Genomic DNA, 25694 nt, shown 5'->3' with positions numbered 1-25694 from the left:
ACAACCTGGCGATCACCGGCCGGACTGCAACGCGCCCCAGGTCAGCGGGCCGACGATGCCGTCCGCGTCGAGGCTTCTGGAGCCCTGGTAGTCGATCACGGCCTGCTCGGTCTCCGGTCCGAACTGGCCGTCGATGCCCACCGTCCGGCCCAGGGCGGCGGTCAGCGCCCGCTGGAGCCTGGTCACCGCCTCGCCGGTGGAGCCGTTCTGCAACTGCGGGGTGGAGCCGAGGGACAGCAACGCCGTCCAGGTGCCGGCGTCGAGGTCGCCGGTCACCGTGAGGCCGCGGTCCCCCTGGAACGCCTCGACCGCCGCCACCGTGCCCGCGTCGTACTCGCCGGTGGGCGTGCCCTCGCCGGGGTCGAAGCCGGCGGCCAGCAGCTGGCACTGCGCCGCCGAGACCTCCGCGCCGCCGTCGCCCGAGACCAGGTCGGGGTAGGCGGTGAAGTTGGTGTTCACCCCGGCGCAGCTGGGCGCGGGCACGGTGCCCTCGCCGACGTCCAGGTAGTCGCGGTCGATGTTGATCGAGACCCCTCCGTAGGTCTCGGTCACCTCGCCGACGTACTGGTGGATGCGCTGGTGGTCGGCCCAGTACTCGTTCGGCGCGTACTGGCCGGAGTCGGTGTCGGCCCGGCCGTTCCACCAGGCGAAGAAGAGGTGGTCGACCCGGGTGTAGGAGGTGTCGTTGTACGCGGCGGCGACGTCGGCCACGCCGGAGGCGCCGCTGGAGTACATGCCGGAGAGGTAGCCGGCCGCGTGCAGGCCCTCGGTCCAGCCGGAGAGGTAGTTGAGGACACCGGTGGTGCAGCTGCCGCCGCGCGAGTACGCCTCGATGTCGCTGTAGACCGCGCTGCCGGCCGGGATGCCGAGGGACTGCGCCGCCGACACGGCGCCGGCCGCGGCGTCGACGCCCTGCTGGTGCGCGGTCGCCGGGTCGGTGGAGATCCGCTGCGAGTAGTTGGAGCAGGGCGCCTGCCGGCCCACGTCGATCGGGAACAGGTGCCAGCCCTTGCTGGTCTGGGACTCCACCCAGCTCGCGGTGAGGTTGCCCTGCGAGCAGCCGCGCTGGGCGCCGCTGATGTAGACGCCGATGGCCTGGTAGGGCGAGTTGGCGAGCCAGGCGTCCATGGAGCCCTGCGAGGGCGCGGTGCACGCGTCGAAGCCCAGGCCCAGGTAGTCGCCGGGCTGCGGCCCGGCGAGCAGCGGCTCCGGCTGTTCCGCCGGCGCCTCGGGCAGCGCCGCCGGCTCCGCCGCGTCGGTCACCCGGGCGGAGCCGAGCACCTCCCGCACGGTGGCCTCCTGGGCCGGTCCGTGCGCGGCGGTGACGAGCACCCCGGCCTCCTCGACGGCGAGTTCGATGGCTCCGTCGTGGGACTCGGCGTCGGCCAGCGAGGTCGCGGTCCGCTCGGAGACCCGGTCCGCCGCCACCTCCTCCAGCGGCTCGATCAGCACCGCGGCGGTGCGGCCCACCACGTTGGCCGGGCAGTCCTGCTGCGCGGCCGGCTCGCCGAGGTAGACGGTGGGCCGGTCGAAGCGCACGCAGGCGGTCGGGTCCTCGGCGAGGTCCACCACCCGCCAGTCGTCGGGCACCTCGACCTGGTAGCCCTGGTAGCTGACGGTGCGGGTGCCGTCGGACTCGGCTCCCGAGGCCGCCGGCTGCCCGGCCACCAGCGTGGTCGCGCCCAGTCCGGCCAGCGCCGCGAGCAGCAGCGGCCATCTCCGTCCGGCGCGGGTGGAGCGCGATATGAGGTGGGGCATGTGGTCCTCCAGATGAGTGGGGGGAGAACTACGCTGGCGGAAAATATTGTCATGCTCACCACCTCTGGTGGAAGAAGTCGCCAAGAGTGAACGCCGGTTGGGCGACGGGGGCGTGAAACGGAGAGGTGGCGGGTCGTCAGCGGACCGTCAGGACCCGGGGACTTCAGGGCCTGGGGGAGGCCGTCACCAGCCGGGCGCAGCGCCGGCAGGCGCGGGCCGAGGTCGCCACCGCCCCGTGCGAGGCCGCGGCGAGGGCGCCGGCCGCGGCGAGCAGCGGCCAGTTGGTGGCCAGGAGCGCGGCGATGACGAGGGCGAGCGTGGCGAGCGCCATGGCGGCGCCGGCGGTGGTGCCGGCCCAGGCGACCACGAGGGGCAGCCTGCGCGGCGTGGGCAGCCACCGGGCGAGGGTGCCCGTGGCGACCGGGGTCGCGGCGGCGAGCAGTGCGGCGACGATCGCGACGCCGGCCAGCGACACGGCGAGGAACTGGGCGGTCCGCGGCAGCGGTCCGGCCTCCTGGTGCCCGGAGATCCCGGTCAGGTACCAGCACGCGATCAGGAACGGGGCGGTGAGGGCGGCGACCCGGCCCGTGTGCCGGGCCTGCGCGATGGTCAGCTCCCGTTGGCAGCTCGGCACCAGCTCGTCGGGGGTCCCGAACTCGCGCACCGCCCGTTCGGCGGCGCGGCGCTCCGGCAGCCCGTCGTCGGCGTGCGCCGCCACCGTGTCCGCGAGGCCGTCGCGGATCTCCTCGATCATCCGGGCCTTGGCCCGGGCCGGGCCGAGCAGCGCGGCGCTCAGCGTCGCGACGTACTCCTCGACGGGGTCGCTGACGGGGTTGTTCACGGGGTCGTCCACGGGATCCTCGACGGCGTTCATGTCGTCAGCCCGGGCGGGGTGCCGGGGTCCAGGACCGAGCCGATCGCCGAGGTGAACTCCCGCCACGCCGTCCGCTCGCCGGCCAGGGCCTGCCGTCCCGCGTCGGTCAGCGCGTAGCACCGCCGCCGGCGCTCGCCGGTGGACTGCCAACTGCTGCTCAGCAGCCCGAGCCGCTCCAGCCGGTTCAGGGCCGGGTAGATGGTGCCGGTGCGCAGTTCGAGCGCGCCGCCGCTGCGCTTCTGGACCGCGGCGATGATCGCGTAGCCGTGCAGCGGGCCCGGCTCCAGCACGGCCAGCAGCAGCCCGTCCAGATGCCCGCGCACCGCGTCCGCCTTCATGGGTAGGCAGCCTACACACAAGCGGTAGGCCGTGTATATATTGGCAGCCAACATATGACCCCAGGGGAGGCCCCGAAGGTGACGAAGCTGATGCTGTCCATACACGTGCTCGCGGCGATCGTGGCCGTCGGGTCGATCACCGTGGCGGCCTCGATGTTCCCGCGCTACGCGCTGCTCGCCGCCGGGCCGGAGGATCCGGACGGGCGGGCCGCCGGGATCGCCGGCCTGCTGCACCGGGTCTGTCGCGGCTACGCCGTCGCCGGCCTCGCCGTGCCGGTCTTCGGCCTGGCCACCGGCGCCCTGCTCGGCGTCCTCACCGACGCCTGGCTGATCGTCTCCCTCGTGCTGACCTTCGTCGCCGCGGCCCTCCTGGTCCTGGTCGTGCTGCCCGGACAGGAACGGCTGCTGGCGGTCGCCGAGACCGACGCGGAGGGCGCGGCGGCCGAGCCGCGCCCGCTGGCCTCCCGACTCGCCATGTTCACCGGCGTGTTCAACCTGCTCTGGGCGATCGTCGTCGTCCTGATGATCGTCCGCCCCGGCTCCACCACGGGAGCGTGACCGTGGTGCGCGCCCTGAGGCTCGCCGCCGTCGTGGAGGCCGGTTCGCTCGTCGTCCTGCTGGCCAACCTGGCCACCGTCCACGTGCCGGCGGTCGCGAGCCTCGTCGGCCCGGTGCACGGCATGGCCTATCTCGTCGCCATCGCGACCGCCCCACCGGGCGCCCGCTGGCGCGCCGTCATCCCCGGCATCGGCGGCCTCCTTGCGGCCCGCCGGGCCGGGGCGCGGGTAAGTGCCGTGTGAGGAGCGACGCTCGGCCGGGGAGCGGGGTCGGCGCGTAGAACTGGAGCGCGTTCTGGCACGTTACGAAAGGTCCTCTGAATGTCTCCCTCCCGTCGCTCCCTGCTCGGTCTCCTCTCGGCAACCCCCCTGGCCGCCGGAGGAGTTCTCGCCGCCGCCGACGCGGCGTCGGCCGGCCCTGACGGCTCGGGGCAGGTGCCGCGCGGACTGCGGCCCGGTGGTGAACTCGACCGGCTCATCGCCGAGATGGCGGACGCCGGCATGTTCTCGGGCAGCGTGCTGCTGACCCACCGGGGCCGCACCGTGCTGGCCCGCTCGCACGGCATGGCCGACCGGGACGCGTCGATACCCAACGGCGCGGACACCATCTTCCTCCTGGGGTCGGTGACGAAGCTGTTCACCGCCGTCGCCATCGCGCAGCTCGCCCAGCGCGGCGCGGTGAGCTACGGCGCCACGATCGGCACCTACCTCGACGGCTTCCCGCCCGAGATCGCCGACACCGTCACCGTGCACCACCTCCTCACGCACACCTCGGGAATGGGCGACGCCCTCCGGGACCGCTCCTACTGGGAGGCGGCGCGTGAGTGGCGGAGCGAACAGGAGGTCATGGACGGCACCATGCGGTTCGTCCGGGCGGCCGGCCTGGAGTACGCGCCGGGGGCCGGCCAGTTCTACAGCAACTCCGGCTACGTGACCCTCGGGGCGATCGTGGCCGCCGCGTCGGGCGGGGAGACCTACTACGAGTACGTGCGGCGGCACGTCTTCGAGGCCGCCGGCATGACCGTCGCGGACTTCTACACCACGCCGGAGTGGCGGGACGACCGGCGGATCGCCCGCCCCTACGCCGCGCAGGAGTCCGGGGAACGCGTCGAGGCGATGGACGGGCACGGCTTCGTCGGCACCCCGGCGGGCGGCTCCTTCGCCAACTGCCGGGACCTGGAGAGCTTCGCCCGCGCCCTGCGGGGCGGCGACCTGCTCGACCCCGCGCACACCGAACTGGTCCTCGGGCCGAAGGTCCCGGAGGCGCCCCGCCCCGCACCGTCGGCGGCGTCGTCGGCGGACGACGCCCCGCGGTACTTCACCTACGGGGCGTCGGCCATCCTCGCGGGCGGCTCCTGGGCGGTGGAACGGGGCGGGGACGCGCCGGGGGTCTCCGTCGGGCTCACCGTGTTCCGGCCGGACAACGACTGGGTGCTCGTGGCCCTCGGCAACTTCGACTCCCCGCTCGACGTCAGCCCGCGGACGTCACCCTCGCGGGAGATCACCGACGAGGCGACCAGGATCATCACCGACGGGCGGTGACCCCGGCGCCTGCCGACGGGCCGACACCGACCCGTCCGCCCGGGGCTAGCCGAGGCGGCGGGCCAGGGTGAGGGTGCGGTGGGCGCCGGCCACCACGGCGGGGTCGACGAAGCGGCCGTCGGGCAGCGCCAGCGCGCCGGTTTCGGTGGCCGCGGCGGTCAGCACCTCCTCGGCCGCGTCGATCTCCTGCCGGGTGGGCAGGAAGGCCCGCTCGATGACCCTGAGTTGGCGGGGATGGATCGCCGCCCGCCCGAGGAAGCCGAGGGCCCGGCCGGTCGTGCAGGACCGGGCGAGGCCCTCGGCGTCCCGGACGTCGGGGTACACCGACTGGGCCGGGGCCGGCAGCCCCGCCGCCCGGGCGGCGAGCACCAGCCGGCCCCGCGGCCAGGCGAGGCCCGCCTCGTCGGTGACGCCGAGGTCGGCCCGCAGGTCGGCCTCGCCGAGCGCGAGCCCGGCCACGGCCGGGTGCGCGGTGGCGACGGCGTACGCGTGCTCGACGCCGAGCGCGTCCTCCAACAGCGGGTACAGCGCCGGGACCCGGACGCCGTGCCCCAGCGCGCCGGTCACCCGGACCAGGTCCGCGGCCCGGGAGACCTTCGGCAGCCGCAGGCCGCCCAGGCCCGGCAGCGAGGCCAGCCGCCGCGCCTCGCCGGCGGCCAACGGCCCGCTCAGCGCGTTGATCCGGACGTGCACCGGCACCTCGTGCCGGTCGGCGAGCAGCTCGGCGGTCGCGTCCAGGGCGTAGCGCTTGCGGTCGGCGGCGACCGCGTCCTCCAGGTCGACGATCACCACGTCGGCCCCGGAACGCAGCGCCTTGGCCACCACCTCGGGCCGGTCTCCCGGGGCGTACAGCCAGGTCAGCACCGGGTCGGTGGCGGCTCGGCGGACGGCCGTGGCGTTCACAGGGCGCCCTCCTCGCGCAGCGCGGCGATCTCGCCGGCGGACAGGCCAAGATCCGCGAGCACGGCATCGGTGTCGGCGCCGTGCGGGCGGCCCGCCCAGCGGATCGAGCCCGGCGTCTCGGAGAGCCGGAACAGCACGTTCTGCATCCGCAGGGTGCCCAGCTCCTCGTCCTCGACCTCGGTGATCGAGTCCAGGGCCCGGTACTGCTCGTTGGCCATCACGTCGCGGATGTCGAAGACGGGCGCGATCGCCGCCTCGGCCTTCTCGAAGGCGGTGACCACCTCGTCCCTGTCGTGCCGGGCGATCCAGGCCCCGACCGCCGCGTCCAGTTCGTCGGCGTGCGCGGCGCGGCCCGCGCCGGTGCGGAACCACTCCTCGTCGATCACCTCGGGCCGCCCGACCAGCCGCATCACCCGCTCGGCGATGGACTGGGCCGACGTGGAGACGGCGACCCACCGGCCGTCGGCGGTGCGGTAGGTGTTGCGCGGCGCGTTGTTGGTGGAGCGGTTCCCGGTGCGCGGCTGGACGTAGCCGAGCTGGTCGTACCAGAGCGGCTGCGGGCCCAGCACGGTGAGCATCGGCTCGATGATCGCCATGTCGATCACCTGACCCCGTCCGGTGCGGTCCCGGCCGGCGAGCGCCGCCATCACGGCGTAGGCCGTGGACAGCGCGGCGATCGAGTCGGCCAGGCCGAACGGCGGCAGCGTCGGCGGTCCGTCCGGCTCGCCGGTGACCGCGGCGAAGCCGCTCATCGCCTCGGCGAGCGTGCCGAACCCGGGCCGCCTGGCGTATGGGCCGAACTGGCCGAAGCCGGTGACCCGGGCCAGCACCAGCCGCGGGTTCTCGGCGGCGAGTTGCTCCCAGCCGAGGCCCCACCGCTCCAGCGTGCCGGGCCGGAAGTTCTCGACGACGACGTCGGACTCGGCGGCCAGCCGGAGCAGCACGTCGCGCCCGGCGTCGGTGGACAGGTCGAGGGTGATGGCCTTCTTGTTGCGGCCGAGCAGCTTCCACCACAGGCCGACGCCGTCCTTGCTGGGCCCGTGCCCGCGCGACGGGTCGGGCCGGCGCGGGTGCTCGACCTTGATGACCTCGGCGCCGAAGTCGCCGAGCAGGGTGGCCGCCAGCGGTCCGGCGAAGAGGGTGGCCAGGTCGAGGACGCGCAGCCCGGCCAGCGGCGGCCCGGCCGGCGCCGCGCCGGCCGGGCCGGTGGAGCCGGCAGGGAGTGGGGTGGCCGCCGCCGGTGGTTCGGTGCGGGCCGTTCGGCCGGCCTGGTCCGCGTGGCGCGGCCTGCCGGCACGAGCGCTCTGTCCCGCCCGCCCGGTCGGCACGGTGGTGGCCTCCCCAACGGCCGGTTCGGCCGGCTCAGCCGGCAGGTCGCGGGTGGGGTCGGTCATCGGACCGCCTCCTCGGGGCGTGCGTGCAGGGCGTCGATCTCGGCGCGGTGGGGCATGGAGGACGAGGCGCCGGGACGTTGTACGGCCAGCGCGGCGGCCGCCGCGGCCCAGGCCATCGCCTCGGGCATCGGGCGGCCCTCGCCGTGCGCGACGGCGAGCGCGCCGACGAACGTGTCGCCGGCGGCGGTGGCGTCCACGGCGGCGACCGGCACCGCCGGCACCCCCACGATCTCCACGTGGCCCGCGGCGTCGCGGGCGGCGTGGCGGCTGCCCGCCTCGCCGAGCGTCACGACCACCTCGGGCACCAGGTCGAGCAGCGCCAGCGCGGCGGCGTCGAGGTCGTGCTCGCCGGTGAGGGCGGCGGCCTCGTGCTCGTTCGGCACCAGCAGGTCCACCAGCTCCAGCAGTTCGGCGGGCAGCGGCGTGGCCGGCACCGGGGCGGGGGTCAGCACGGTGCGCACGCCGTGCGCCCGGGCGGCCCGGGCGGCGGCGAGCACGCCCGACAGGGGCAGTTCGAGCTGCAGCAGCAGGGTGCCGGCGGCGGCGATGCGCGCCTCGTCGCCGGGGGCGAGGCCGGTGACCGTGCCGTTGGCGCCGGGCACGACGACGATCGAGTTGTCGCCGCCGTCCTCGACGACGATGTGCGCGGTGCCGCTGGGGCCCGGCATGGTGCGCAGCCCGGCCGTGTCCACGCCGGACTCGGCGAGCGCGGCGCGCAGCCGGGCGCCGAAGTCGTCCTCGCCCACGGCGCCGACCATCGCGACCTCGCCGCCCGCCCGGGCGGCGGCGATCGCCTGGTTGGTGCCCTTGCCGCCGGGCACGGTGCGGAACTCGTGCCCGGACACGGTCTCGCCCAGGCGCGGCGCGGTCCGCACGTAGGCGACCAGGTCCATGTTGGTCGAGCCGAAGACCGCGACGGTCGGCGCCCGGCCGGTGCGGTGGGTCATGCGGAAGCCTCCAGGGTGAGGGTCGCGAGTGCGTCGAAGCCGATGCCGTCGAGGCCGGCGACGGTGGTCGCGAGCCGGTTCTTCAGGGGCGCGGTCCAGTGGGCGGGTATCGCCTCGGCGGAGCCGGCCAGCAGACCGGCCACGGACCCGGCGGTCGCCCCGTTCGAGTCGGTGTCCCAACCTCCCGACACCACACGGCAGATGGACGCCGAGAAGTCGCCGTCGGCATGGGTCAGCGCGGCGGCCAGCAGCGCGGCGTTCGGCAGCACGTGCACCCAGTGGTGGTCCGGGCCGTACCGGGCGTGCAGCCGGTCCACGACGGCGTCGAACGCCTCCGGGGCGCGGTCGGCGCCGGCCGCCTCCGCGATGCCGAACCGCACCGCCTCGGCGAGCCGGGACCGCGGCGGCACCACGGCGAGCCCGGCGCGCAGGCAGCCGTGCACGTCCGTGCCGCCGCCGGCCGCGGCGGCCACCACGGCGGCGGCGAACATCGCCCCGTAGACGCCGTTCGCGGTGTGGCTCAGCACGGCGTCCCGGTGGGCGAGTTCGGCGGCGGTCCCGGGGTCGCCCGGGTTGGTCCAGCCGAACACGTCGGCCCGGATCTGCGCGCCGATCCACTCCCGGAACGGGTTGTGGTGGGTGGCGGTGTCCGGCGGCTCGATGCCGGCCAGCAGGTTGCGGTACGCCACCCGCTCGGCGGTGAACGTGCGGCCGGCTGGCAGCTCGTCGAGCCAGAGCTGGGCGACGTCCGCGGTGCCGAACGCGCGGCCGTGCCGGCGCAGCAGCAGCAGGTTGAGCAACGGGTAGTTGAGGTCGTCGTCCTCGGGCGCGCCGTCGATGGTCTCGGCCAGCGAGGTGGTCCGGGAGCGGCGGTTCCACGGGTGCGCGGCGGCGATGTCGGCGGGCAGCCCGACCTCCGTGAACCAGGTGCGCAGCGGCCAGTTGCCGGTGGCCCGGGCGATGGCCCGGATCCCGTCGAGCGTCAGCTTCTCCACCGGCTTCCCGAGCACGCAGCCCGCCGCCCGCCCCAACCACCCGGCGTGCAGCACGCTGCGCTGAGCTTCGGGAGATCGGGGCGCCGGGGCCGCGGGCCCCGGACCCCGGCCGCCCCGCGCAACCAGGCGGGCTTCGCCCGCACCCGCCGCACCCGCCGGGCCGGCCCCGTCGGCCGAGCCCGCATGGCCGGGCGATCCGTGCCGAACGGCGTCCGGGCGCGCGGCACCGTCCGTCGGCCGGTGGCCGTCGTACTCCGCGGCCGGACCGTTCTGGCTGGCCGCTCCACCGGCTGTTCCGCCGTCAGCGGCGTCGGCCGGCGGGACGGTGCTGCGCCGGCGGGGCCCCGCCGGCGTGGTGCGCGTGGGCCAGTCGGGGCAGGTGGCGCGGATGGCGCGGAGGTCGGTGGGCTCGTCGGCGGCCAGGGCGGAGGGGAGGGCGGCGAGTTCGTCGAGCAGGTCGCGGGCCAGGGCGCGCAGCGCCGGGTCGGGGGCGGCGGGGGAGGCCCCGGCCCGTGCCGGGGCCGGCCGGCCGCCGACCGCCGACCAGCGGCGTTCGACGGCGGCCAGCGCCGCGGGTTCGCGCCCGTCCTGCGCGGCCTGGCGGAGCTCGTGGCCGACCAGGTCCTCGGGCTGCACCCAGGTGAGCCTCAGCATCACGCCTCCGAGTTCCGTGCGATCCGCTGGAAGAGCGCCTCGTGCGCCCGGCGGCGCTCCAGGTCGCGGGCGAACACCTCGCGGGTGACCAGCGCCAGCGCCGCCGCCGGGGCGTGCAGGTCGAGACGGCTGGCCCGGGCGATCTCGCCGCTCCACTCCTCCGGCACCGCGGCGGCGCCGGCCAGCGCGCCCGCGATGGCGCCGCTCATGGTGGCGATCGAATCGCAGTCCCGGCCGTAGTTGACCGAGCCGAGCACGGTGTGCCGGAACTCGCCGCCGCCGACCAGCAGCATGCCCAGCGCGACCGGCAGCTCCTCGATGGCGTGCAGCCGGGACGGGCGGCGGGCGCCCAGCGAGGGTTCGCGGTACTCGGGTCCCACCGTGTCGAACGGCGCGACCGCCTCGCGCAGCGGGCCCAGCGCCGCCTCGTAGTCGTCGAACCGGGTCGCCGCCTCGCACACCGCCTCGACGGCCGCCCTGGTGCCGTCCTTGGCGAGCGCCAGCACGTCCTCCACCACCGAGGCGGGCGTCGCGTCCGGTTTGAACGCCGCGGCCACGGCCGCCGCGAAGACGCCGGCCGCCTCCCGGCCGTAGGACGACTGGTGCGCGCCCGCCACGTCCAGCGCCTCCGCGTACGCCCCGGCGGGGTTGCCCGCGTTGACCACGCCGACGGGCGCCATGTACATCGCGGCACCGCAGTTGACGATGTTGCCGACGCCGGCCTCCCGCGGGTCCACGTGGCCGTAGTGCAGCCGGGCGACGATCCACTTCTCGGCGAGGAACACCCGCTGCAGCGGCAGCGCCTCCGCGCCGAGCTCCGGGATCCAGCGCGGCTCGCCGATCAGCTCGGGCACCAGATGGTCGGCCACCGAGTACGCGTCGAGGTGGTCGCGCACCTTCTCGTAGACCCGGACCAGGGCGTGCGTCATCAGGGTGTCGTCGGTGACGTGCCCGTCGCCCTTGTGATATGGCGCGATCGGGCGGGCGGTGCGCCACTCGTCCCGGTGGAAGGGACCGACGATGCCCGTCACCCGGCCGCCGTGCCGTTCGACGATGGCCTCGGGCGACCAGCCCTCGACCGCGCCGCCCAGCGCGTCGCCAACGGCGGCGCCGACGAGCGCGCCGGTGGCGCGGTCCTCCAGGGACGGCCGCGCGCCTCCTGCGGCGGTGGGGGACGCGGCGGGGGTGCTCGGCGCGGTCATACGAGTGGTCCTTCCGGGGTGGAGGCGAGGGATGTCCGGGAGAGCTGCTCGGCGATCTCGACAAGGTCCGTGCCGGCCAGCCGCGGCAGCGCGCAGCCGGCCAGGACGCGGCAGGCGTCGCGCCAGGTGGCGGGCAGCGCCTCGGCGCCGCCGACCACGCCGGTCAGCGCGCCGGCCAGGGCCGGCGCCGAGTCGGCCACCCGGGACAGGCAGGCCGCGCTGGGCACCGCCTCGGTGACGTCGCCGGCCGCCGCCGTGGCGACCGCCAGCGCGACGGGCACGGTCTCGGCGGCCGCGATGCCGTAGCTGTAGACGTGGTCGACGATCTCGTGTTCCAGGACCGGGACCAGCGCGAAGGCGTTGCCCGGCAGGCCGGGGCGGGACGCGGCGGCGGAGCGGCCGAGCTCCACGGCGTTCAACGCGTTGCGCCGGATCTCGGTGTGCTCGGGGAGCTGCTGCAGCGCCTCGTCGACGCAGGCGTCCATGGACGCGCCGTCGAGCCCGGCGGCGATGGCCGCGGCCACCGCCCGGGCGCCGTGCACGCCGTCCCCGTCCTGGGTGTAGCGGGCGTCGAACTCGGCGAGGTCGGCCGCCGACTTCGGGTCGCCCGGGTGCACCACGGCGAGCACGGCCGCCCGCACGCAGGCCGCGTCGTCGAAGTAGTGCGGGTTGTCGTGCCCGGTGGCCGGCGGGCGCAGCCCGGTGGCCAGGTTGCCGAGCCCGGCCCGCACCGAGATGCGGGCGCGCAGCGGGATCTCCGCCGACTCGATCTCGTCCGCGCGTTCCGCCGCGGCGGCCACCTCGTCGGCGAGCGCGTTCCAGGCCAGCGCCAGCGCGGAGCGCACCCGCTGGTCGGCGGACAGGTCGCTGCCGCCGTAGGCCGTGGCGGACAGCACGGACAGCGCCGTGAACGCGGCCCATTCGGCGTCGTCCGACGGGCCGAGGCGGAGCGGTTCGGGCGGCTGGTTGAGCGCTATCGGGACGGGCAGGGTGGTCGTCGCGTTCTGCTCGGCGAACGTGTCCAGCTCGCGGGTCAGACGCCGGGTCCAGTCCGGCATCCGGGCGGCGCGGTGCCGCCCGGACGGCCAGCCGGCGGCGTCGCCGGCGGCGAGGCCGAGGAGCAGGCCCTCGACGCGGCTCGGGCTCTCGCCCGACGCGGCGGGTTGGCCCAGGGCCGCCTCGGTCACGGTGCGGGGTGTCATGGCGCATTCCTTCGAGGTGCGGGGGTCGCTGCGCTGGCCCGCACGGTGCCCGGGCTGGCGGCCGGCTCGTGGGTCGACGGGCCGGGGTTGTCGGGTACGGAGGGCAGCGGATCCGGCGTCATGCGACGGCCCTGCCGGCCGTTTCCGGTCGGGCGGCGGGTCGGGCCGCGGGTCCGGTCGCGCCCGCACCCACGTTCGGGGCCGGCCCGTCGGACCCCGCGTCGTCGCGAGGGGCGTCGTCGGGGTGGTCGGCTCGGCCCTTCCGGTCGGCGTCCCGCGCGGCGTGCGGGGGCCGTTCCGCTCGGCCTGGTGGGGCCGCCGCGGTGGCGTGGGGGGTGCCGTCGGGGTGGTCGGTGTCGTCGGCTTCCGTCGGTGTCTCTCGGTCGTCGCGGTCGTCGCTGGTGCTCCGGTTTCTTCCGTTGCCCCCGCCCCGTCGTGCCTCGTCGTGGTCGTCGGGGGGTGGGGTGAGGCGGTCGGCGACGTCCAGGATGTGGCGTCCGGCCATCGAGGGCAGGCACTTGCCACGCACCGGGCCGATCGCGTTCGCCCAGTCGGCGGGGATGGCGGCCTCGCCGCGCAGCGCCCCGGCGAGCGCCCCGGCCACCGCCGCCGTGGTGTCCGCGTCGCGACCCATGTTCACCGCCATCGGCACCGCGCCGGTGAACTCGCCGCGCGCCGCCGCGAACGCGCCGAACGCCAGCCCCACCGCCTCGGGCGCCAGGTCGGTCCACGGGTAGCCGCCGACCACCGTGGCCGAACGCACCGCCCGCTCGATCGACAGCGGCGTCGCCCGCGGATCGCGGCGCGCCCGGCGGGCGGCCGACACGGCCCGGTGCAGGGTGCGCGAGGTCCAGGAGTCCTCGGGGACTACGGACAGCGCGGCCTGCACGACGGTGTCCGGGTCGTGGCTGACCATGGCCGCGGCCACGCCCGCGGCCACCGCCTGCCCGCCGTAGATCCCCTCGCCGTCGTGCGAGACCGTGCCGTCGATGGCCACCAGCCGGGCCGCCTCCACCGGCCGCCCCGCCGCGAAAACGCCGAACGGCGCCGCCCGCATGGCCAGGCCGTCGCTCCAGGCGTGCCGGTGCTGCGCCGAGATCGGCGCGGCCAGCCCGCGCCGCAGGTTCTCCAACGTGCCGCGCTCGCTGAACCCGGCCCCGCGGAACGGTCCCTCGTCCCGGTCGGCGATCCACTCGTGCCACGCCGACTCGACGTGGGCGACGGTCAGCGCGGAGCCGTGCCGGGCCAGCAGCAGCCCGGAGAAGATGGCGTACTCGGTGTCGTCCGTGCCTGCCGGCTCGTCCGTGACGAAGCCCTCGATCCGGCCCCACCGCTCGCGGATCTGCGAGGGTTTCAGGTTCTCCGCCGGCGCGCCGATCGCGTCGCCGACGGCGAGGCCGAGCATCGCGCCGCGGGCGCGGTCCCGTGGCACGATCGGGGCGGGCGACTGCCGCCGCGGCACCGTCCGGAGCCGGCGGGGGCGGTCCGCGTCGCGGGGGTCCGGGTTCAGGTCGGTATCGACACTGACGCTCATAATGCGTTCGAGCTCATTTCTCGCGAGTGCTGCGGGTTTCGCTGGGTTCTCTGGGGTCGCTGGGTTCGCTGGGTTCGCTGGGTTCGCTGGGTTGACTGGGGCGTGTGGGGTCTCTGGGGACCCTGGTGTCGCTCGGTTCTCGGGCCGTGCCCGGTGCGGTTCATGTCAGCGCTGGTAGCGGTCGAGGATCCGGTTGCCGTCGTCGGTGAGCTCCTCCCGTAGTTCCGCCAGGTCGTAGGCGCCGCTGTAGAAGTTCTGGAACGCGGGGGTGGCGATCTTGTCCCGCCACTCCCAGTAGCCGCGCACCCCGAGCACCGGGGACGGCTCCAGTTCGGCGGCCACCTCGGCGCCGGTGCGCCAGCCCTGCTCCTCGGTGTTCAGCGCCGGATCGGCCAGCGCGGTCTCGCTGGTGGGCAGCATCCAGTCGCCGAGCGCCAGCTCGACGACGTGGTCGGCGCTGGTCAGATAGGCGACGAAGTCCGCGGCGGCCTGCTGGTGGTCGCTGTCCTCGGACACCGACAGGGTCTGCGGGGCGACGCCCTGCGCCAGCCCGTGCTCCGCCCCGCCGGTGGGCATCGGCAGCACGGTCCACTCGAAGTCGTCCGGCGCCTGCTGCACCACCTGCTGGCGGTAGGAGAAGTTCAGCGGGAGCATCGCGTACCGGTCGGCGAAGAAGCCGGGCAGCGTGTCCGAGCCGGTCATGCCGAGGCTGCTGTCCGGCGCGGTGTGGTCGTCGTTGACCTGCCGGTTGATCAGCTCGGCGACGGCGGACTCGGCGGCGTCGAAGCGGATCGCGTTGTCCCCCGCGTCGTCCTGGTAGAACATCTCGCCGCCGGTGGTCAGCGTCAGGTTCACCGACTGGCTGACCGGTTCGCTCATCGACCAGGCCACGCCGTAGGTGTCGGTCTCGCCGTCGCCGTCGGTGTCCCCGGTCAGCGTCCGGCAGGCCTCCTCGAACTCCGCCCACGTCCACGGGTCCTCGGTGGTGGGCATCCGGACCCCGGACCGCTCCAGCAGCTGGCTGTTGGCGATCAGCACCCGCGGCTCCTGGAGGAACGGCACCCCGTAGACGCCGCCGTCGTAGGTGGTGGTCTGCCAGGACTGCTCGGGGATGTCGGAGCGCAGCGAGTCGGGCAGCAGCGGCGCCAGGTCGGCGAGGTACCCGCCGTTGGCGAAGTCCACCAGGTCGGAGGCGTCGTTGTGGAAGATGTCCGGCGCCTCGCCGCCCATGAACGAGGTCAGCAACTGGTCGTGGACGTTGGCCCAGTCGCCCTGGACGTACTCGACCTGGACCTTCGGATGTTCGGCGTTCCACTGGTCGACGAGCGCCTGGGTCGCCTCGATGGACTCCTCCTGCCAGGCCAGGCTGAGGAACTCCAGGGTCACGGTGCCGTCGTCCGCGCCGTCGCCGGAACCGCAGCCGGCCACCAGGGCCAGCGTGAGGCCGACGGCCGCGGAGACTCTCAGGTGCGTGCGCATCAGCCCTTCACCGCCCCGGCGAGCATGCCGCTGACCAGCCGCCGCTGCAGCAGCGCGAAGAACAGCAGGCTGGGCAGGGTGGCGAGGAACGAGGCGGCGGCCAGCGGCCCCAGGTCGGCGGCGCCCTCGGCCCCGATGAAGTGGTTGAGGATGACGGACATCGTCTGGTTCTCCGGGGTCTTGAGCAGGACCAGGGCGAAGAAGAACTCGTTCCAGGCGAGGACGAAGGAGAACATCAGGGTGGCCACCAGGCCGGGCGTCAGCAGCGGCAGCACGACGTTGGTCAGGATGCGCAGCCGGGACGCGCCGTCCACGGCCGCCGCCTCCTCCAGGCTGATCGGCACCGCCCTGACGTAGCCCTGGAGCATCCACAGGCAGAACGGCAGGCTCCACACGACGTAGACCAGGGTCAGGCCCGGCAGCGAGTCGATGAGCCGGAGGTTCCGCAGCACCAGGAACAGCGGGATGATCAGCAGCACCAGCGGAAACATCTGGCTGACCAGGACCCAGGCGTTGCCGGCGCGGGAGAGCCGCGAGCGGTACCGCGCCATGACGTACGCGGCGGGCACCGCGATGGCCACGGCGATCAGCGCGGAGCTGCCCGCCACCAGCAGGCTGTTGAGCGCGGAGCGGAGCAGCGGCTGGGTGTCGAAGGCGGTGCGGTAGTTCTCCAGGGTGGGGTCGGTCGGGAACCAGGTGGGATCGATGGACCCGAGCTCCTGCGGCGACTTGAACGAGGTGGACACCAGCCACAGCAGCGGGAACCCGAGGAACACGAGATAGCCGAGGAGCGCCAGGTACTGGCCGGTGCGGCCGGCGGCGCGCAGCGTCCGGGTGCGTGCCGGCACGGCCGGGGGCGGGGTGGTCTTCGCGACGCTCATGACTCGACGTCCTCCCTCAGCCGGTTGCGGAGGAACAGCGCGAGCAGCACCGCGACGACCGCGACCATCACCAGGCCCATCGCCGCCGCGTAGCCGAACTGTCCGTAGCGGAACGCCTCCTCGTAGGCGAAGAGCATCGGCAGCCGGGTCTTGCCGCCGGGGCCGCCCTGGGTCAGCACGTAGACCAGGGCGAAGGAGTTGAAGTTCCAGATGAAGTTGAGCGCGGTGATGGCGAGCACCACCGGCTTGATCGCGGGCCAGGTGACCGTCGTGAACCGACGCCACAGACCCGCGCCGTCTATGTGCGCCGCCTCGCGCAGCTCGTGCGGCACGTTCTGCAGGCCGGCCAGCAGCACGACGGTGGTCTGCGGCATGCCGGCCCAGACGCCGACCGCGATGACGGCGGGAAGGGCCAGCGACAGGTCGGTGAGCCAGTCCACGTTGTCGTCGAGCAGGTGCAGGTCGGTGAGCGTCTTGTTGAGGATGCCCGCGTCCTGGTGGTAGACGAGCCGCCACATGATGCCGACCACGACCTCGGGCATCGCCCACGGCACCAGCGCCAGCGTGCGGGCCAGCCAGCGGAAGCGCAGGTTCTGGTTGAGCAGCAGCGCGAGGCCGAGGGCCAGCAGGAACTGCAGCGTGGTCACGCAGAACGCCCAGACCAGGCCGATGCGGAAGGAGTCCCAGAACAGGTCGTCGTGGCGCAGGTCGGTGAAGTTGACGACGCCGACGAACTGGGTGGGTTCGGTGCGGCCCGACTGGGAGTCGGTGAAGGCCAGGGACGCGCCGTAGAGCAGCGGCCCGACGCTGAGCACCAGGATGGGGATGAGCGCGGGCAGCAGCAGGAACCAGGCGCCCCGGTCGAGCCCGAGCGCCTCCCTGCGTTTCTGTGGGGATCTGGGGGGCGGCGTGCCGCGCGGGCCCGGGACGGCTCTGTCCCGGGATTTGGTCAGACTCATGCGAACCTCGTCTCGGGGGGGCGGGGTGGGGTGGTCGCCGGCGCGGTGGAGGCACGCACGACGAGCCGGGGTGGAGCGGTGGTGGTACGGGCCGTTCCCACGGGGGGTTGGGGGCGGCCGGGGCGCGGCCGTGGACGCCGGCCGGCGTCCACGGGACTGGCAGTGGGGACGTCGGGACGGCGCGACGGGCCGGACCCCGCCGCACCGGAACGGTCGCCTCCGGCGGGGCCAACACCGTCGCGCCCCCCGCCGTCCTGGCGACCGGGGCTTCCACCGGGAGCACCGCCGGGGTCAGTGTCGGGGTCGGGATCAGCGTCGCGTTCGGCGTCGGTGACACGGTCGGTGACGTCGTCGCCGGGACGGTGGCCGGCGCTGTCGTGTGCCCCGTCGTCGGGGCCGGGGTCGTCACCGCGGAGGTGGTCGGTGGCGCGGCCTCCGGCACGGCCACGGCCGGCGCTGCCGCTGCCGCCACGGCCGCCGTTACTACTGCGGACGTTGCCAGCGTCGTCGACGTCGTCGGCGCCCGCGTCGGCGGCCTCCAGGCGGTCGAGGAGCATCTCGGCGGCAAGCCGTCCGCGTTCCGAGGAGCCGAGATCGACGCTGGTCAGCGGGGGCCAGCCGGCCTGGGCGAGGGCGCTGTCGTCCATGCCCGCGACGGCGACGTCCTGGGGGATCCGGAGCCCGGCCGCGAGCAGCGCGTGCGCCGCGCCCAGCGCGAGTTGGTCGTTGGCGCAGAAGACGGCGTCGAACGGGGCCGCCGTCTCGAGCAGCCGGCGGGCGGCCGCCGTGCCCGGGCCGATGCCGAACTCGGTGTGCACCACGAGCCGCTCGTCATAGCTGAGCCCGCAACCGGTCAGCGCGAGGCGGTACCCCCGCTCGCGGTTGTGTCCCGGCACGGTGTCGGGCGGGCCGTTGATCAGCGCGATCCGCCGCCGGCCGCCGGCGAAGAGGTGGCGCACCGCCATCGCCGCGCCGGCGATCGAGTCGGCCCGCACGCTGTCCACCGGCACGCCGGCCGGCAGCGAGCCGATCACCACGACCGGACCTGCGGCGTTGGTCAGCGCCTCGATATGCGCCTCGGTGATGCGGATCGGGCAGATGATGAGCCCGTCGCTGGTGCGGTCGCCGAGGCTGCGCAGCACGGCGAGTTCGTCCTCGGCCACCGCGTCCGTGGAGTGCAGCAGCAGCCGGTACCCGGCGGCCTTGGTGACGGCCTGGATGGCGCGGACCATGGCGACGTAGACCGGGTTGCCGATGTCCGGCATGGCGAAGGTGAGCTGCCGGGTCCGCCCGCCCTTGAGCGAGCGGGCCACGGCGTTGGGCACGTACCCGAGCTCGTCGGCGGCCCGGCGCACCCGCGCCACGGTGTCGGGCCGGGCGGGCTGCCCGTTCAACACCCGGGAGACGGAGGCGATCGAGACACCGGCGCGCGCCGCTATCGACACGATCGTCGGCTGCCCGCCGTTCGACGTCCTCATGGCCCCTTGTGATCCGGTTCGTCCGGGTGCTGTAAACGTTTCCCGCTGCTGTAATCGTTTACAGATGGTGCGACCGGACGTCCCGTCCCGTCAAGGGGTGGTGAGCGGGCAATCCTGCCCGGCCCCGTCAGGCGAGCAGGCCCTGGATGCGGAACTGCATCGAGTGGTACGTCCAGGAGTTCGGCACCTGGTCGTCCGGGTTCTCCCACTGGCTGACGACGATGTGCAGGTCGCTGAGCGTGGAACCCGGAACGGTGTAGCCGCCGTACACCTGTGCGACGCGGCCGGCGGCCGGGTCGTTCTCCGGCCAACTGACGCCCTGGATCAGGGTGTGCCCTGGCCCGGGATCGCCGTCCGGCACGTCGAGGACGTGCGCGACGATCCGCCCGCCGCCCAGGTCGAGCCCGGTGAAGAGCCACTTCCCGTCGATCGGCCGCAGGCACAGCTCGCGGTACCTGCCGGTCAGGACGAACGCGGCCACGTCGCCCCAGACGCCCCAGCCGTTGGGGGTCCACGGCTCGTAGGCCGTCGGGTTGGTGATCTGATCCTCGCGCACCCGGTGCATGATGATCGACTCGCTGCCGTCGAACTTCGTCGACCAGCAGTACACGTAGCCGTTGTCGCCCTGACCCCACGTCACCATCTGGAAGTGCGGGCTCAGCCCCGGGTCGCCGGGTTTGCCCCAACGGCAGCCGGTGTGCTGCCAGCTGGCGCCCGAGTCGGTGGACTGCCAGATCTCCGTCCACACCACGGTGGGGTACGGCTTCTGGACGGCCACGTGCAGGTACATGGTGTCGCCGATGGTGATCACGTCGCCCGGCAGGACCGTGTCGAACTCCGGGTTGCCGTGCTCGTACGCCCACAACTGCTGCGCGCGGGCACCGCCGACGGCCCCCGACCACTCGATGCCGGCGGCGAGGTCGGTGGTCTCCGAGTACAGCGCGACGGGGGCCCGCCAGTCGATGCCGAACGGAACGTCCTCCCAGGTGTCGCCGAAGACGAACAGCAGTCGCCCGTCCGGCGTGCGCGCCGGCACGCCCAGGTCGGTGGCCGCCATGCCGTACGCGTCGGTGATCCCGGGCCCCGTCAGGTTCTTCACGTGGCTGACGGTCGCCGCGTTGGTCTGCTGCCCGGCCTGCCCGGCCTGCCCGGCCGCGTCGTTCCCCGAACCGGCCGCCGCCCGCGTGGCGGCGACCCCGCCCAGCAGCGCGGCCCCGCCGGCCACGGACCCCGCGGCGGCCTTCAGGAACCTCGCCCGGCTCAGCGGGCGGCGATGCCCGGCCCGCGCCCCCGCGTTCCCCGCCGCACGCTCTTCTCGATGCTCCATGGGTTGCTCCCCGTTCGCTGAGACGAAACGAGGGGGCCACGCTGCCAACCGGCCGCCACACCGTCAATGCCCGTGGCCGCGTGCCCGCGACGGCGTCACGCAAACGCCACGCATGTGTCAGCCCCGTGCTGCCAGACTTCCGGTATCCGGGCCCTGACCTGGCGCCCAGCCCGCACGTCGCCGCGCACACCGCAGAACCGGAAGGAGCCCAACCACCGTGCAGCACCACCCTCCCCGCCGGCAGGCCGGCACTCCGCCCGGCACTCCGCCGCGAACGCGCCGTGGGCCGCGGTGGGCTGGCGGCTCCTGATCGTCGGCTGCGCGTTCACCGGACTCAACGCGGCGATCGGCCAGGCCGAGACCGGCTGGGCCCGGTCCTGCTCAGTCCGTGTCCTTCCTGAAGAGCTCCGACATCGTGGTTCCCGCGGCGTGGCCCAGTGGTTCCGGCGGATCGGCCGTCAGGAGGCCAATCTGCGTGGCGAGTTCCCGTGCGTGCACGTCGACGGCCGCCTCCGTCAACGAGGCCAGCGCGTCCAGCGCGTCCCGAGCGCGGGCCCGGGCGACGACGGCGCAGCCGGCCGCGATGAGGGCGGACGGCCACCACCACAGGGCGAGCACCGCGTAGAGGACGGCCCAGGCCGCCAGGCGCGCCGCCACGGAGAAGGACTCCCGGGCCGACTGGATCTGCCGCTGCCCGGGTTCGGCCAGCACCAGCCACAGGCGGGGCCACACGGCGGCGAGGTCGATGCCGTAGGCGTCGTGGACGCGTTCGGCGGCGCTCTCCATGCGGTCCCCGTACCAGGTGGGGCGTACCGGCCGCCGCAGCGCGATCCGGTCCCGGGCCGCGGTGCGGGCGACGACCTCGGCCCAGGCGTCCGCCGGGATCACCAGGTCGTCGCCGCTCTCGTCGGGCCGCGCCGCCGCCTCGCTGCGGGCCCTGGCCGCCTCGCGGGCCGCCGCCTGTCGTTCCCACCGGCGTCGGCGGCGTTTCACGAGCGCCCGCGACACCGGGTCGCGCGCCGTGCGCAACCAGAACCGCTCGATCGCCCCGCCCAGGAACTGCCCCGCCAGGGAGGCGGCGCACGCCAGCAGCAGGACGGCGGCCACCAGCAGGACCACGGTGCCCGGCTGGTCGGCCGCCGGCCGCTCGGCGAACTCGTCGAGCTCGGCGCCGAGCCGCTCCGCGTCGTACCAGTGCGCGTGGCCCAGCGCGGCTCCGGCGACCGTGACGCCGAGGAAGAGGGCGCCCGGCAGCACGAGCAGGCTGAGCCAGCGCTCGACGAGCCTGCTGGCGAGGGTGCCGAGCAGCGGGTGCACGGTCAGGTCCCCGGGCGCAGGCGCACCTTGCGCATCCGGTCCCCGCTGACGGCGCAGGGCGGCGCGGGCAGCAGATCGCGGGCGCGTTCCACCCGGCTGCAGCGCACCGCCGCCGGGCATACCGCGACCCTGAGCTGCGGGCCGATCCCCGGTGCCTGCCCGGAGGCGACCCCGCGGGAACGGCCCAGCAGGCCGCGCGCCTCGCCGGCCCTGCGCAGCGCGTCGTCCACCGCCCGGAAGGCGGCCCGCAGTTCCTCGGCGCCGACCCGCGACGCCACCAGGGACCTCGCGTGGGTCGCGGCGTCCGACACCTCGGGCAGTCTCCGCAGCTCCCGCTCGTCGGCCAGCAGAGCGCACAACGCCGCCGTGTGGTCGGCGACTTGACGGTCCTCGGACTGCGCGGTCATCTCCCCAGTGTGCCGCAGCGGGCGCACACTGGGTGGGACAACGGCGTCGTCGACGGGGGTGCGGCAGCAAGTGACGGACGAACGCGACCGGGCGCTGGCGGCCGTGCGGGAACGCCTCGCCGAGGCCCAGGAGTCCGAGGACCCCTGGCCGCTCTTCGGCGCCGAGGCCGACGCCGAGGTACGGGCCCTGCTGGTCGCCTGCGATCCGACCCGCGACCTGGAGGCGCGGTGGGCCGCCGGGTGGCTGTTCTTCGGCCGAGCCGCCGCCCTCCCGGCCGGGCGTGGCGGCGAACCGGGTGCGGCGGCCGGCACGTTGCTCTTCCCGGTGTGGGCCGCCGACCCGTCAGCCGTACCCGAACCGCTGGCCAGGTGGTTCGCCGCCACGCCCCGGGAGGCGTGGCCCGATCCCACGAAGGCCGACGGGCCGGCCGAATGGGCGGCGTCGTCCGTCGCGTGCGTGATCGCGGCCGAGGGCCGGCAACACATCCCGCCCCGGGGCGCCTCGGCGGCCATCCTCCGACTGCACGCCCTGGCCGCCGAGTTCGCCGCGTCGGGGCTCGGCTTCGAGGCGCTGCTGCACAGCGCGGTCGGCGGCGGCATCCTCGCCCATCTCGGCACACCGGACCGCGATCTCGCCTATCCGATCCGGGTGTTGGAGTACGCGCTGGACGCCGTCGACCGGTACCGGGGTGTGCCGGGCACCCCCGCCCCGGGCGACGCGCCGTTACCGGACGACGAGGCGACCCGGGAGGTCGCCGTCCGGCTGACCCGCGAGACGCTGGGCGGCGCCCCGGACGACTCCGGCGACCGGCTGGAGGCGGTGAGCGCCCTCGCCTTCCAACTGCACGACCGTTATCTCGTGGAGCGGCGTCCCGAGGACCTGGCCGAGGGCATCCGCGTCGGCCGCGAGCTGCTCGGCCTCCTGCCGGCGGGCCACCCCGTGCTCGAACGGGCGCGGCGCGCGGTCGGTTTCCTGCTGGTGGCGCGGCTCGAGGAGGAGGCCGGCGCGCCGGCCGCGTACGACGAGGCTGTGGGACTTCTCCGGCGGGCGCTGCCGGGCGCCCCGAACGGTCCGAGCGATCGGGCGATGGCGAGGTGGCAGCTCGCCACCGCACTGCTGCTGCGGTACTCGCGCACGGCGCGGCGGCAGGACCTGGACGAGGCCGTGGGCCTGCTCGGCGAGGCGCTCGCGGGGCCGTGGACCGAGACCGGGCCGCGCGTCGAGGTGCTCGTCACGCTCGGCAACGCGCTGCGTCTCCGCTTCCAGGCGACCGGGGACCCGGCGGAGCTCAACGCGGCGATCGGGCACCTGACCGAGGTGCTCGGCGCCGCCGGCGAGGTCACGCCGGGCACCGTCCAGCGGCTGCACGTGCCGGCGATGGCGCTGTACAACCGGTACGGGGTCACCGGCGACGCGGCGGACCTGGACCGGGCGCTGTCCCTCCTGCGCCGGGCCGCGGCCCTGCTGCCGGCCGGCCATCCGACGCGGCCCAGCGTCCTGAACCACCTCGGCCTCGCGCTGATCGACAGCCATCACCGCACCGGCGACGCCGGGGAACTGGCTGAGGCGGTGGCCGCGTTGCGCGAGTCGGTGAACGCCACCCAGGAGACCCATCCCCAGCTGGTGCCCCGCCTGACGAACCTCAGCAACGCCCTCGTCGCGCGCTACCGCGCGACCGGGGACAGCGCGGACCTCGACGAACTGCTGCGCTGCCGACGCAGGGCCGCGGCACTTCCCACGCTGGGCGGGAGGGACCGCACGGCGACCATGTCCGCCACCGGGCTGGGCCTGGTGCTCAACGCGGAACGCGGCCCCGCCGGCACCATCCCGGACGAGGCGATCGAACTGCTCAGGGAGGCGGTCCGACTCACCCCGCCCGACGACGCGAAGCTGCCGGACCGCAGGCTCAACCTCGCCATCGCCCTGAACGCGCGGCAGGGGGCCGCGTTCGACAGCGCGGAACTGCGGGAGGCCCGTGCCCAGGTGGACGCGGCGCTCGCGGCCCTGCCGGACGACAGCCCGCGGTTCCCCGGCGCCCTGGTCGTGGCCGCCGGCATCCGGCTCTCGTCGCTGACCGCCCGGTGGTCGCGCCGCACCCAGGACGAGGCGATCGCGCTGCTGCGGCGCGCGGTGGCGGCCACGCCCCCGGGCCACGTCCTACGCGCCAACCGGCTGACGATCCTGGCCGACGTCGTGCGCCTCCGGCACGGCGGCCGCCTGCGCGGCCCGGGCGGCCGGGACCGGAGGGCGGGCCTGGCGGAGGCGGCCGGACTCTACCGGGAGGCGGCGCTGGAGGAGGGGTGCGCGCCCTCCGAGCGGCTCCCCGCCGCCCGGCGGTGGGGCGAGACCTGGGCGGAGCTGGGAGCGTGGGACCGGGCGCTGGAGGGCTTCTCCTTCGCCGTGGACCTGCTGCCGCGGGTCGCCCCGCGCGAGTTGGTCGGCGACGACCAGGAGTTGCTGTTGGGAGACGCGGCCGGCCTCGGCCCCGCCGCGGCGGCCTGCGCCGTGCGCCGCGGACGCCCGGGGCTGGCGGTGCGCCTGCTCGAACAGGCCAGGGGAGTGCTGCTGTCCCACGCCTTCGACGCCGACAGCGACCTCACCCGGCTCAGGGTCGTGGCGCCCGATCTCGCGCACCGCTTCGAATCGCTGCGGGACGCGCTGGACGCGGCGCGGCACGGCCCCGGGTTCCTGGAGGAGGGCGAGGCGGTGGGAGCGGCGGGAGGCGGGCGTCCCGCGTCCGCCGACCCGCGTCACCAACTCGCCGCCGAGTGGCGGGCGCTGGTCGACACCATCCGCGCCCGGCATCCGGATCTGGGGATGTTCCGGCCGGTCGGGGAATGGGACGAGAGCGAGCTGCGGGCGACGTCGGCCGAGGGGCCCGTCGTGCTGGTCAACGTGTCGCCGTTCGGCAGCGACGCGTTGGTCGTCACCTCGCACGCCGTCGAGGCGGTGCCGCTCCCGGAGCTGGATCCGTCGACGGTGGCGCGGCACGGCGCGTCGTTCCAGGACGCGCTGGGCCGGCTCGACGACCCGGGCACCGGCCGCGCGGAATCGCTGCGCGCCCAGCAGGAGGTGCGGGACACGCTGGACTGGCTGTGGCGGCGGATCGTCGGGCCGGTCCTCGACCATCTGGACCTGCCCGCCTCGGCGTTGCGGGGCCCGTGGCCCCGGCTGTGGTGGTCGCCCACCGGCACGCTCGGCACCCTCCCGCTGCACGCCGCGGGGCCGGCGGACGGCTCGCCCGGCGCCCTGGACCGCGTGGTGTCCTCGTACACGCCGACGCTGCGGGCCCTGCGCCACGCCAGGGAGCGCGCGGCGCCCCCGCCGGCCGGCACCGGGCGCCTCCTCGTCGTCGCCGTCGTCGACACCGAGGGACTGCCGCCGCTGCCCGCCGCACGCGACGAGGCCGAGCAGTTGGGGAGGCTGCTGCCCGCCAGCACCGTCCTGGTGGACGGCGCGGCCACGCGGGCGGCGGTCGTGTCCGCGCTACCAGGGCACGCCTACGCCCACTTCGCCTGTCACGCCCTGGGCGATCTCGAACGCCCGTCCGGCAACCGGCTGGTCCTGCACGACCACGGCGAACGCCCGTTGACGGTGCGCGATCTCGCCCGGCTGCGGCTGCCCGGCGTGCGGCTCGCCTATCTCTCCGCGTGCGACACCCTGCGCACCACCCCGGAACTCGCCGACGAGGCCGTGCACCTGGTCAGCGCGTTCCAGATGGCGGGGTTCCCGCACGTGGTCGGCTCGCTCTGGCACGTCGACGACGCCATCGGCGCCCGGGTCGCCCAGCAGGTGTACGCGACGCTCCGCGCGGGCGCGGGCGGGACCGGCGGCCTCGACGTCTCGGGCACCGCGTCGGCCCTGCACGCGGCGGTGCGGGCCCTGCGCGCCGACTACCCGCTGACCCCGAGCCTGTGGGCCTGCCAGGTGCACCTGGGCCCGTAG

At 75.2% G+C, this 25694-nt stretch carries 21 protein-coding genes; 4 read left to right on the top strand and 17 right to left on the bottom strand.

What is annotated here, in order from left to right; translation table 11 throughout:
- Positions 1-12 precede the first annotated feature (12 nt).
- The 3 genes from ABGB06_RS04760 to ABGB06_RS04750 form a co-directional block, all read right to left on the bottom strand.
- Positions 13-1758 carry a glycoside hydrolase domain-containing protein gene (locus ABGB06_RS04760; RefSeq protein WP_347585589.1) on the bottom strand — a complete coding sequence of 582 codons (1746 nt, stop codon included), beginning with the start codon at positions 1756-1758 and terminating at the stop codon, positions 13-15.
- A 163-nt stretch (positions 1759-1921) separates the two neighbouring features.
- Positions 1922-2632, bottom strand: coding sequence for a permease prefix domain 1-containing protein (locus tag ABGB06_RS04755; protein ID WP_347585588.1), 711 nt, complete (start codon positions 2630-2632; stop codon positions 1922-1924).
- On the bottom strand, positions 2629-2970 hold the full coding sequence (locus ABGB06_RS04750) for a helix-turn-helix transcriptional regulator (protein ID WP_347585586.1): 342 nt from the start codon (positions 2968-2970) through the stop codon (positions 2629-2631). The genes ABGB06_RS04755 and ABGB06_RS04750 overlap by 4 nt, the downstream gene beginning before the upstream one ends.
- Positions 2971-3048: 78 nt before the next feature.
- On the opposite strand from ABGB06_RS04750, the gene ABGB06_RS04745 reads away from it, so the two are divergent.
- The 3 genes from ABGB06_RS04745 to ABGB06_RS04735 all read left to right on the top strand — a co-directional run bounded on the left by ABGB06_RS04745 (position 3049) and on the right by ABGB06_RS04735 (position 5069).
- On the top strand, positions 3049-3528 hold the full coding sequence (locus ABGB06_RS04745) for a DUF2269 family protein (protein WP_347585585.1): 480 nt from the start codon (positions 3049-3051) through the stop codon (positions 3526-3528).
- 5 nt (positions 3529-3533) lie between these two features.
- A complete protein-coding gene (locus ABGB06_RS04740) occupies positions 3534-3770 on the top strand; it encodes a hypothetical protein (RefSeq protein ID WP_347586541.1) in 237 nt (78 codons plus the stop codon).
- A gap of 78 nt (positions 3771-3848) precedes the next feature.
- Positions 3849-5069, top strand: coding sequence for a serine hydrolase domain-containing protein (locus ABGB06_RS04735; RefSeq protein WP_347585583.1), 1221 nt, complete (start codon positions 3849-3851; stop codon positions 5067-5069).
- Positions 5070-5114: 45 nt separating this feature from the next.
- Here the strand turns inward: ABGB06_RS04735 and ABGB06_RS04730 are convergent, their stop codons facing one another.
- From ABGB06_RS04730 to ABGB06_RS04665, 14 genes are all read right to left on the bottom strand, one after another.
- Positions 5115-5972 carry a CoA ester lyase gene (locus ABGB06_RS04730; protein ID WP_347585582.1) on the bottom strand — a complete coding sequence of 286 codons (858 nt, stop codon included), beginning with the start codon at positions 5970-5972 and terminating at the stop codon, positions 5115-5117.
- Positions 5969-7366, bottom strand: a complete 1398-nt coding sequence (locus ABGB06_RS04725) for a CoA transferase (protein WP_347585580.1) — start codon at positions 7364-7366, stop codon at positions 5969-5971. Before ABGB06_RS04725 ends, ABGB06_RS04730 begins: the two co-directional genes overlap by 4 nt.
- Positions 7363-8313, bottom strand: coding sequence for a ribokinase (locus tag ABGB06_RS04720; protein ID WP_347585579.1), 951 nt, complete (start codon positions 8311-8313; stop codon positions 7363-7365). Before ABGB06_RS04720 ends, ABGB06_RS04725 begins: the two co-directional genes overlap by 4 nt.
- A complete protein-coding gene (locus ABGB06_RS04715) occupies positions 8310-9962 on the bottom strand; it encodes an ADP-ribosylglycohydrolase family protein (RefSeq protein WP_347585578.1) in 1653 nt (550 codons plus the stop codon). Before ABGB06_RS04715 ends, ABGB06_RS04720 begins: the two co-directional genes overlap by 4 nt.
- Positions 9962-11164 (bottom strand): ADP-ribosylglycohydrolase family protein, encoded by a 1203-nt coding sequence (locus ABGB06_RS04710; RefSeq protein WP_347585577.1) that lies wholly within the window; start codon positions 11162-11164, stop codon positions 9962-9964. The genes ABGB06_RS04715 and ABGB06_RS04710 overlap by 1 nt, the downstream gene beginning before the upstream one ends.
- The gene (locus ABGB06_RS04705) at positions 11161-12366 is read right to left on the bottom strand and encodes an ADP-ribosylglycohydrolase family protein (protein WP_347585576.1); all 1206 of its coding nucleotides are present in this window, start codon (positions 12364-12366) and stop codon (positions 11161-11163) included. The genes ABGB06_RS04710 and ABGB06_RS04705 overlap by 4 nt, the downstream gene beginning before the upstream one ends.
- 118 nt (positions 12367-12484) lie before the next feature.
- A complete protein-coding gene (locus ABGB06_RS04700; RefSeq protein ID WP_347586539.1) occupies positions 12485-13771 on the bottom strand; it encodes an ADP-ribosylglycohydrolase family protein in 1287 nt (428 codons plus the stop codon).
- A 294-nt stretch (positions 13772-14065) separates the two neighbouring features.
- Positions 14066-15379: a sugar ABC transporter substrate-binding protein gene (locus tag ABGB06_RS04695; RefSeq protein ID WP_347585575.1), complete on the bottom strand. Its 1314-nt coding sequence runs from the start codon at positions 15377-15379 to the stop codon at positions 14066-14068.
- Complete coding sequence (locus ABGB06_RS04690) at positions 15379-16260, bottom strand: carbohydrate ABC transporter permease (RefSeq protein WP_347585574.1); 882 nt, start codon at positions 16258-16260, stop codon at positions 15379-15381. Before ABGB06_RS04690 ends, ABGB06_RS04695 begins: the two co-directional genes overlap by 1 nt.
- Entirely contained in the window at positions 16257-17219 is a 963-nt protein-coding gene (locus ABGB06_RS04685; protein WP_347585573.1) for a sugar ABC transporter permease, read from the bottom strand. Before ABGB06_RS04685 ends, ABGB06_RS04690 begins: the two co-directional genes overlap by 4 nt.
- Positions 17216-18697 carry a LacI family DNA-binding transcriptional regulator gene (locus ABGB06_RS04680; RefSeq protein WP_347585571.1) on the bottom strand — a complete coding sequence of 494 codons (1482 nt, stop codon included), beginning with the start codon at positions 18695-18697 and terminating at the stop codon, positions 17216-17218. The genes ABGB06_RS04685 and ABGB06_RS04680 overlap by 4 nt, the downstream gene beginning before the upstream one ends.
- Positions 18698-18824: 127 nt before the next feature.
- Positions 18825-20024: a DUF4185 domain-containing protein gene (locus ABGB06_RS04675; protein WP_347585569.1), complete on the bottom strand. Its 1200-nt coding sequence runs from the start codon at positions 20022-20024 to the stop codon at positions 18825-18827.
- Positions 20025-20405: 381 nt separating this feature from the next.
- Positions 20406-21341, bottom strand: coding sequence for a hypothetical protein (locus ABGB06_RS04670; protein WP_347585568.1), 936 nt, complete (start codon positions 21339-21341; stop codon positions 20406-20408).
- A 2-nt stretch (positions 21342-21343) separates the two neighbouring features.
- Positions 21344-21748 (bottom strand): hypothetical protein, encoded by a 405-nt coding sequence (locus ABGB06_RS04665; protein ID WP_347585566.1) that lies wholly within the window; start codon positions 21746-21748, stop codon positions 21344-21346.
- A 70-nt stretch (positions 21749-21818) separates the two neighbouring features.
- Here ABGB06_RS04665 and ABGB06_RS04660 point away from each other — a divergent pair, with 70 nt between their 5' ends.
- Positions 21819-25694: a CHAT domain-containing protein gene (locus ABGB06_RS04660; RefSeq protein WP_347585564.1), complete on the top strand. Its 3876-nt coding sequence runs from the start codon at positions 21819-21821 to the stop codon at positions 25692-25694.

The sequence above is a fragment of the Streptomyces sp. B6B3 genome (genome assembly GCF_039871525.1).
Taxonomy (GTDB): Bacteria; Actinomycetota; Actinomycetes; order Streptomycetales; family Streptomycetaceae; genus Streptomyces.
The sequence above is the reverse complement of the archived record's forward strand: the minus strand, read 5'-3'. Positions and strand labels throughout refer to the sequence as shown.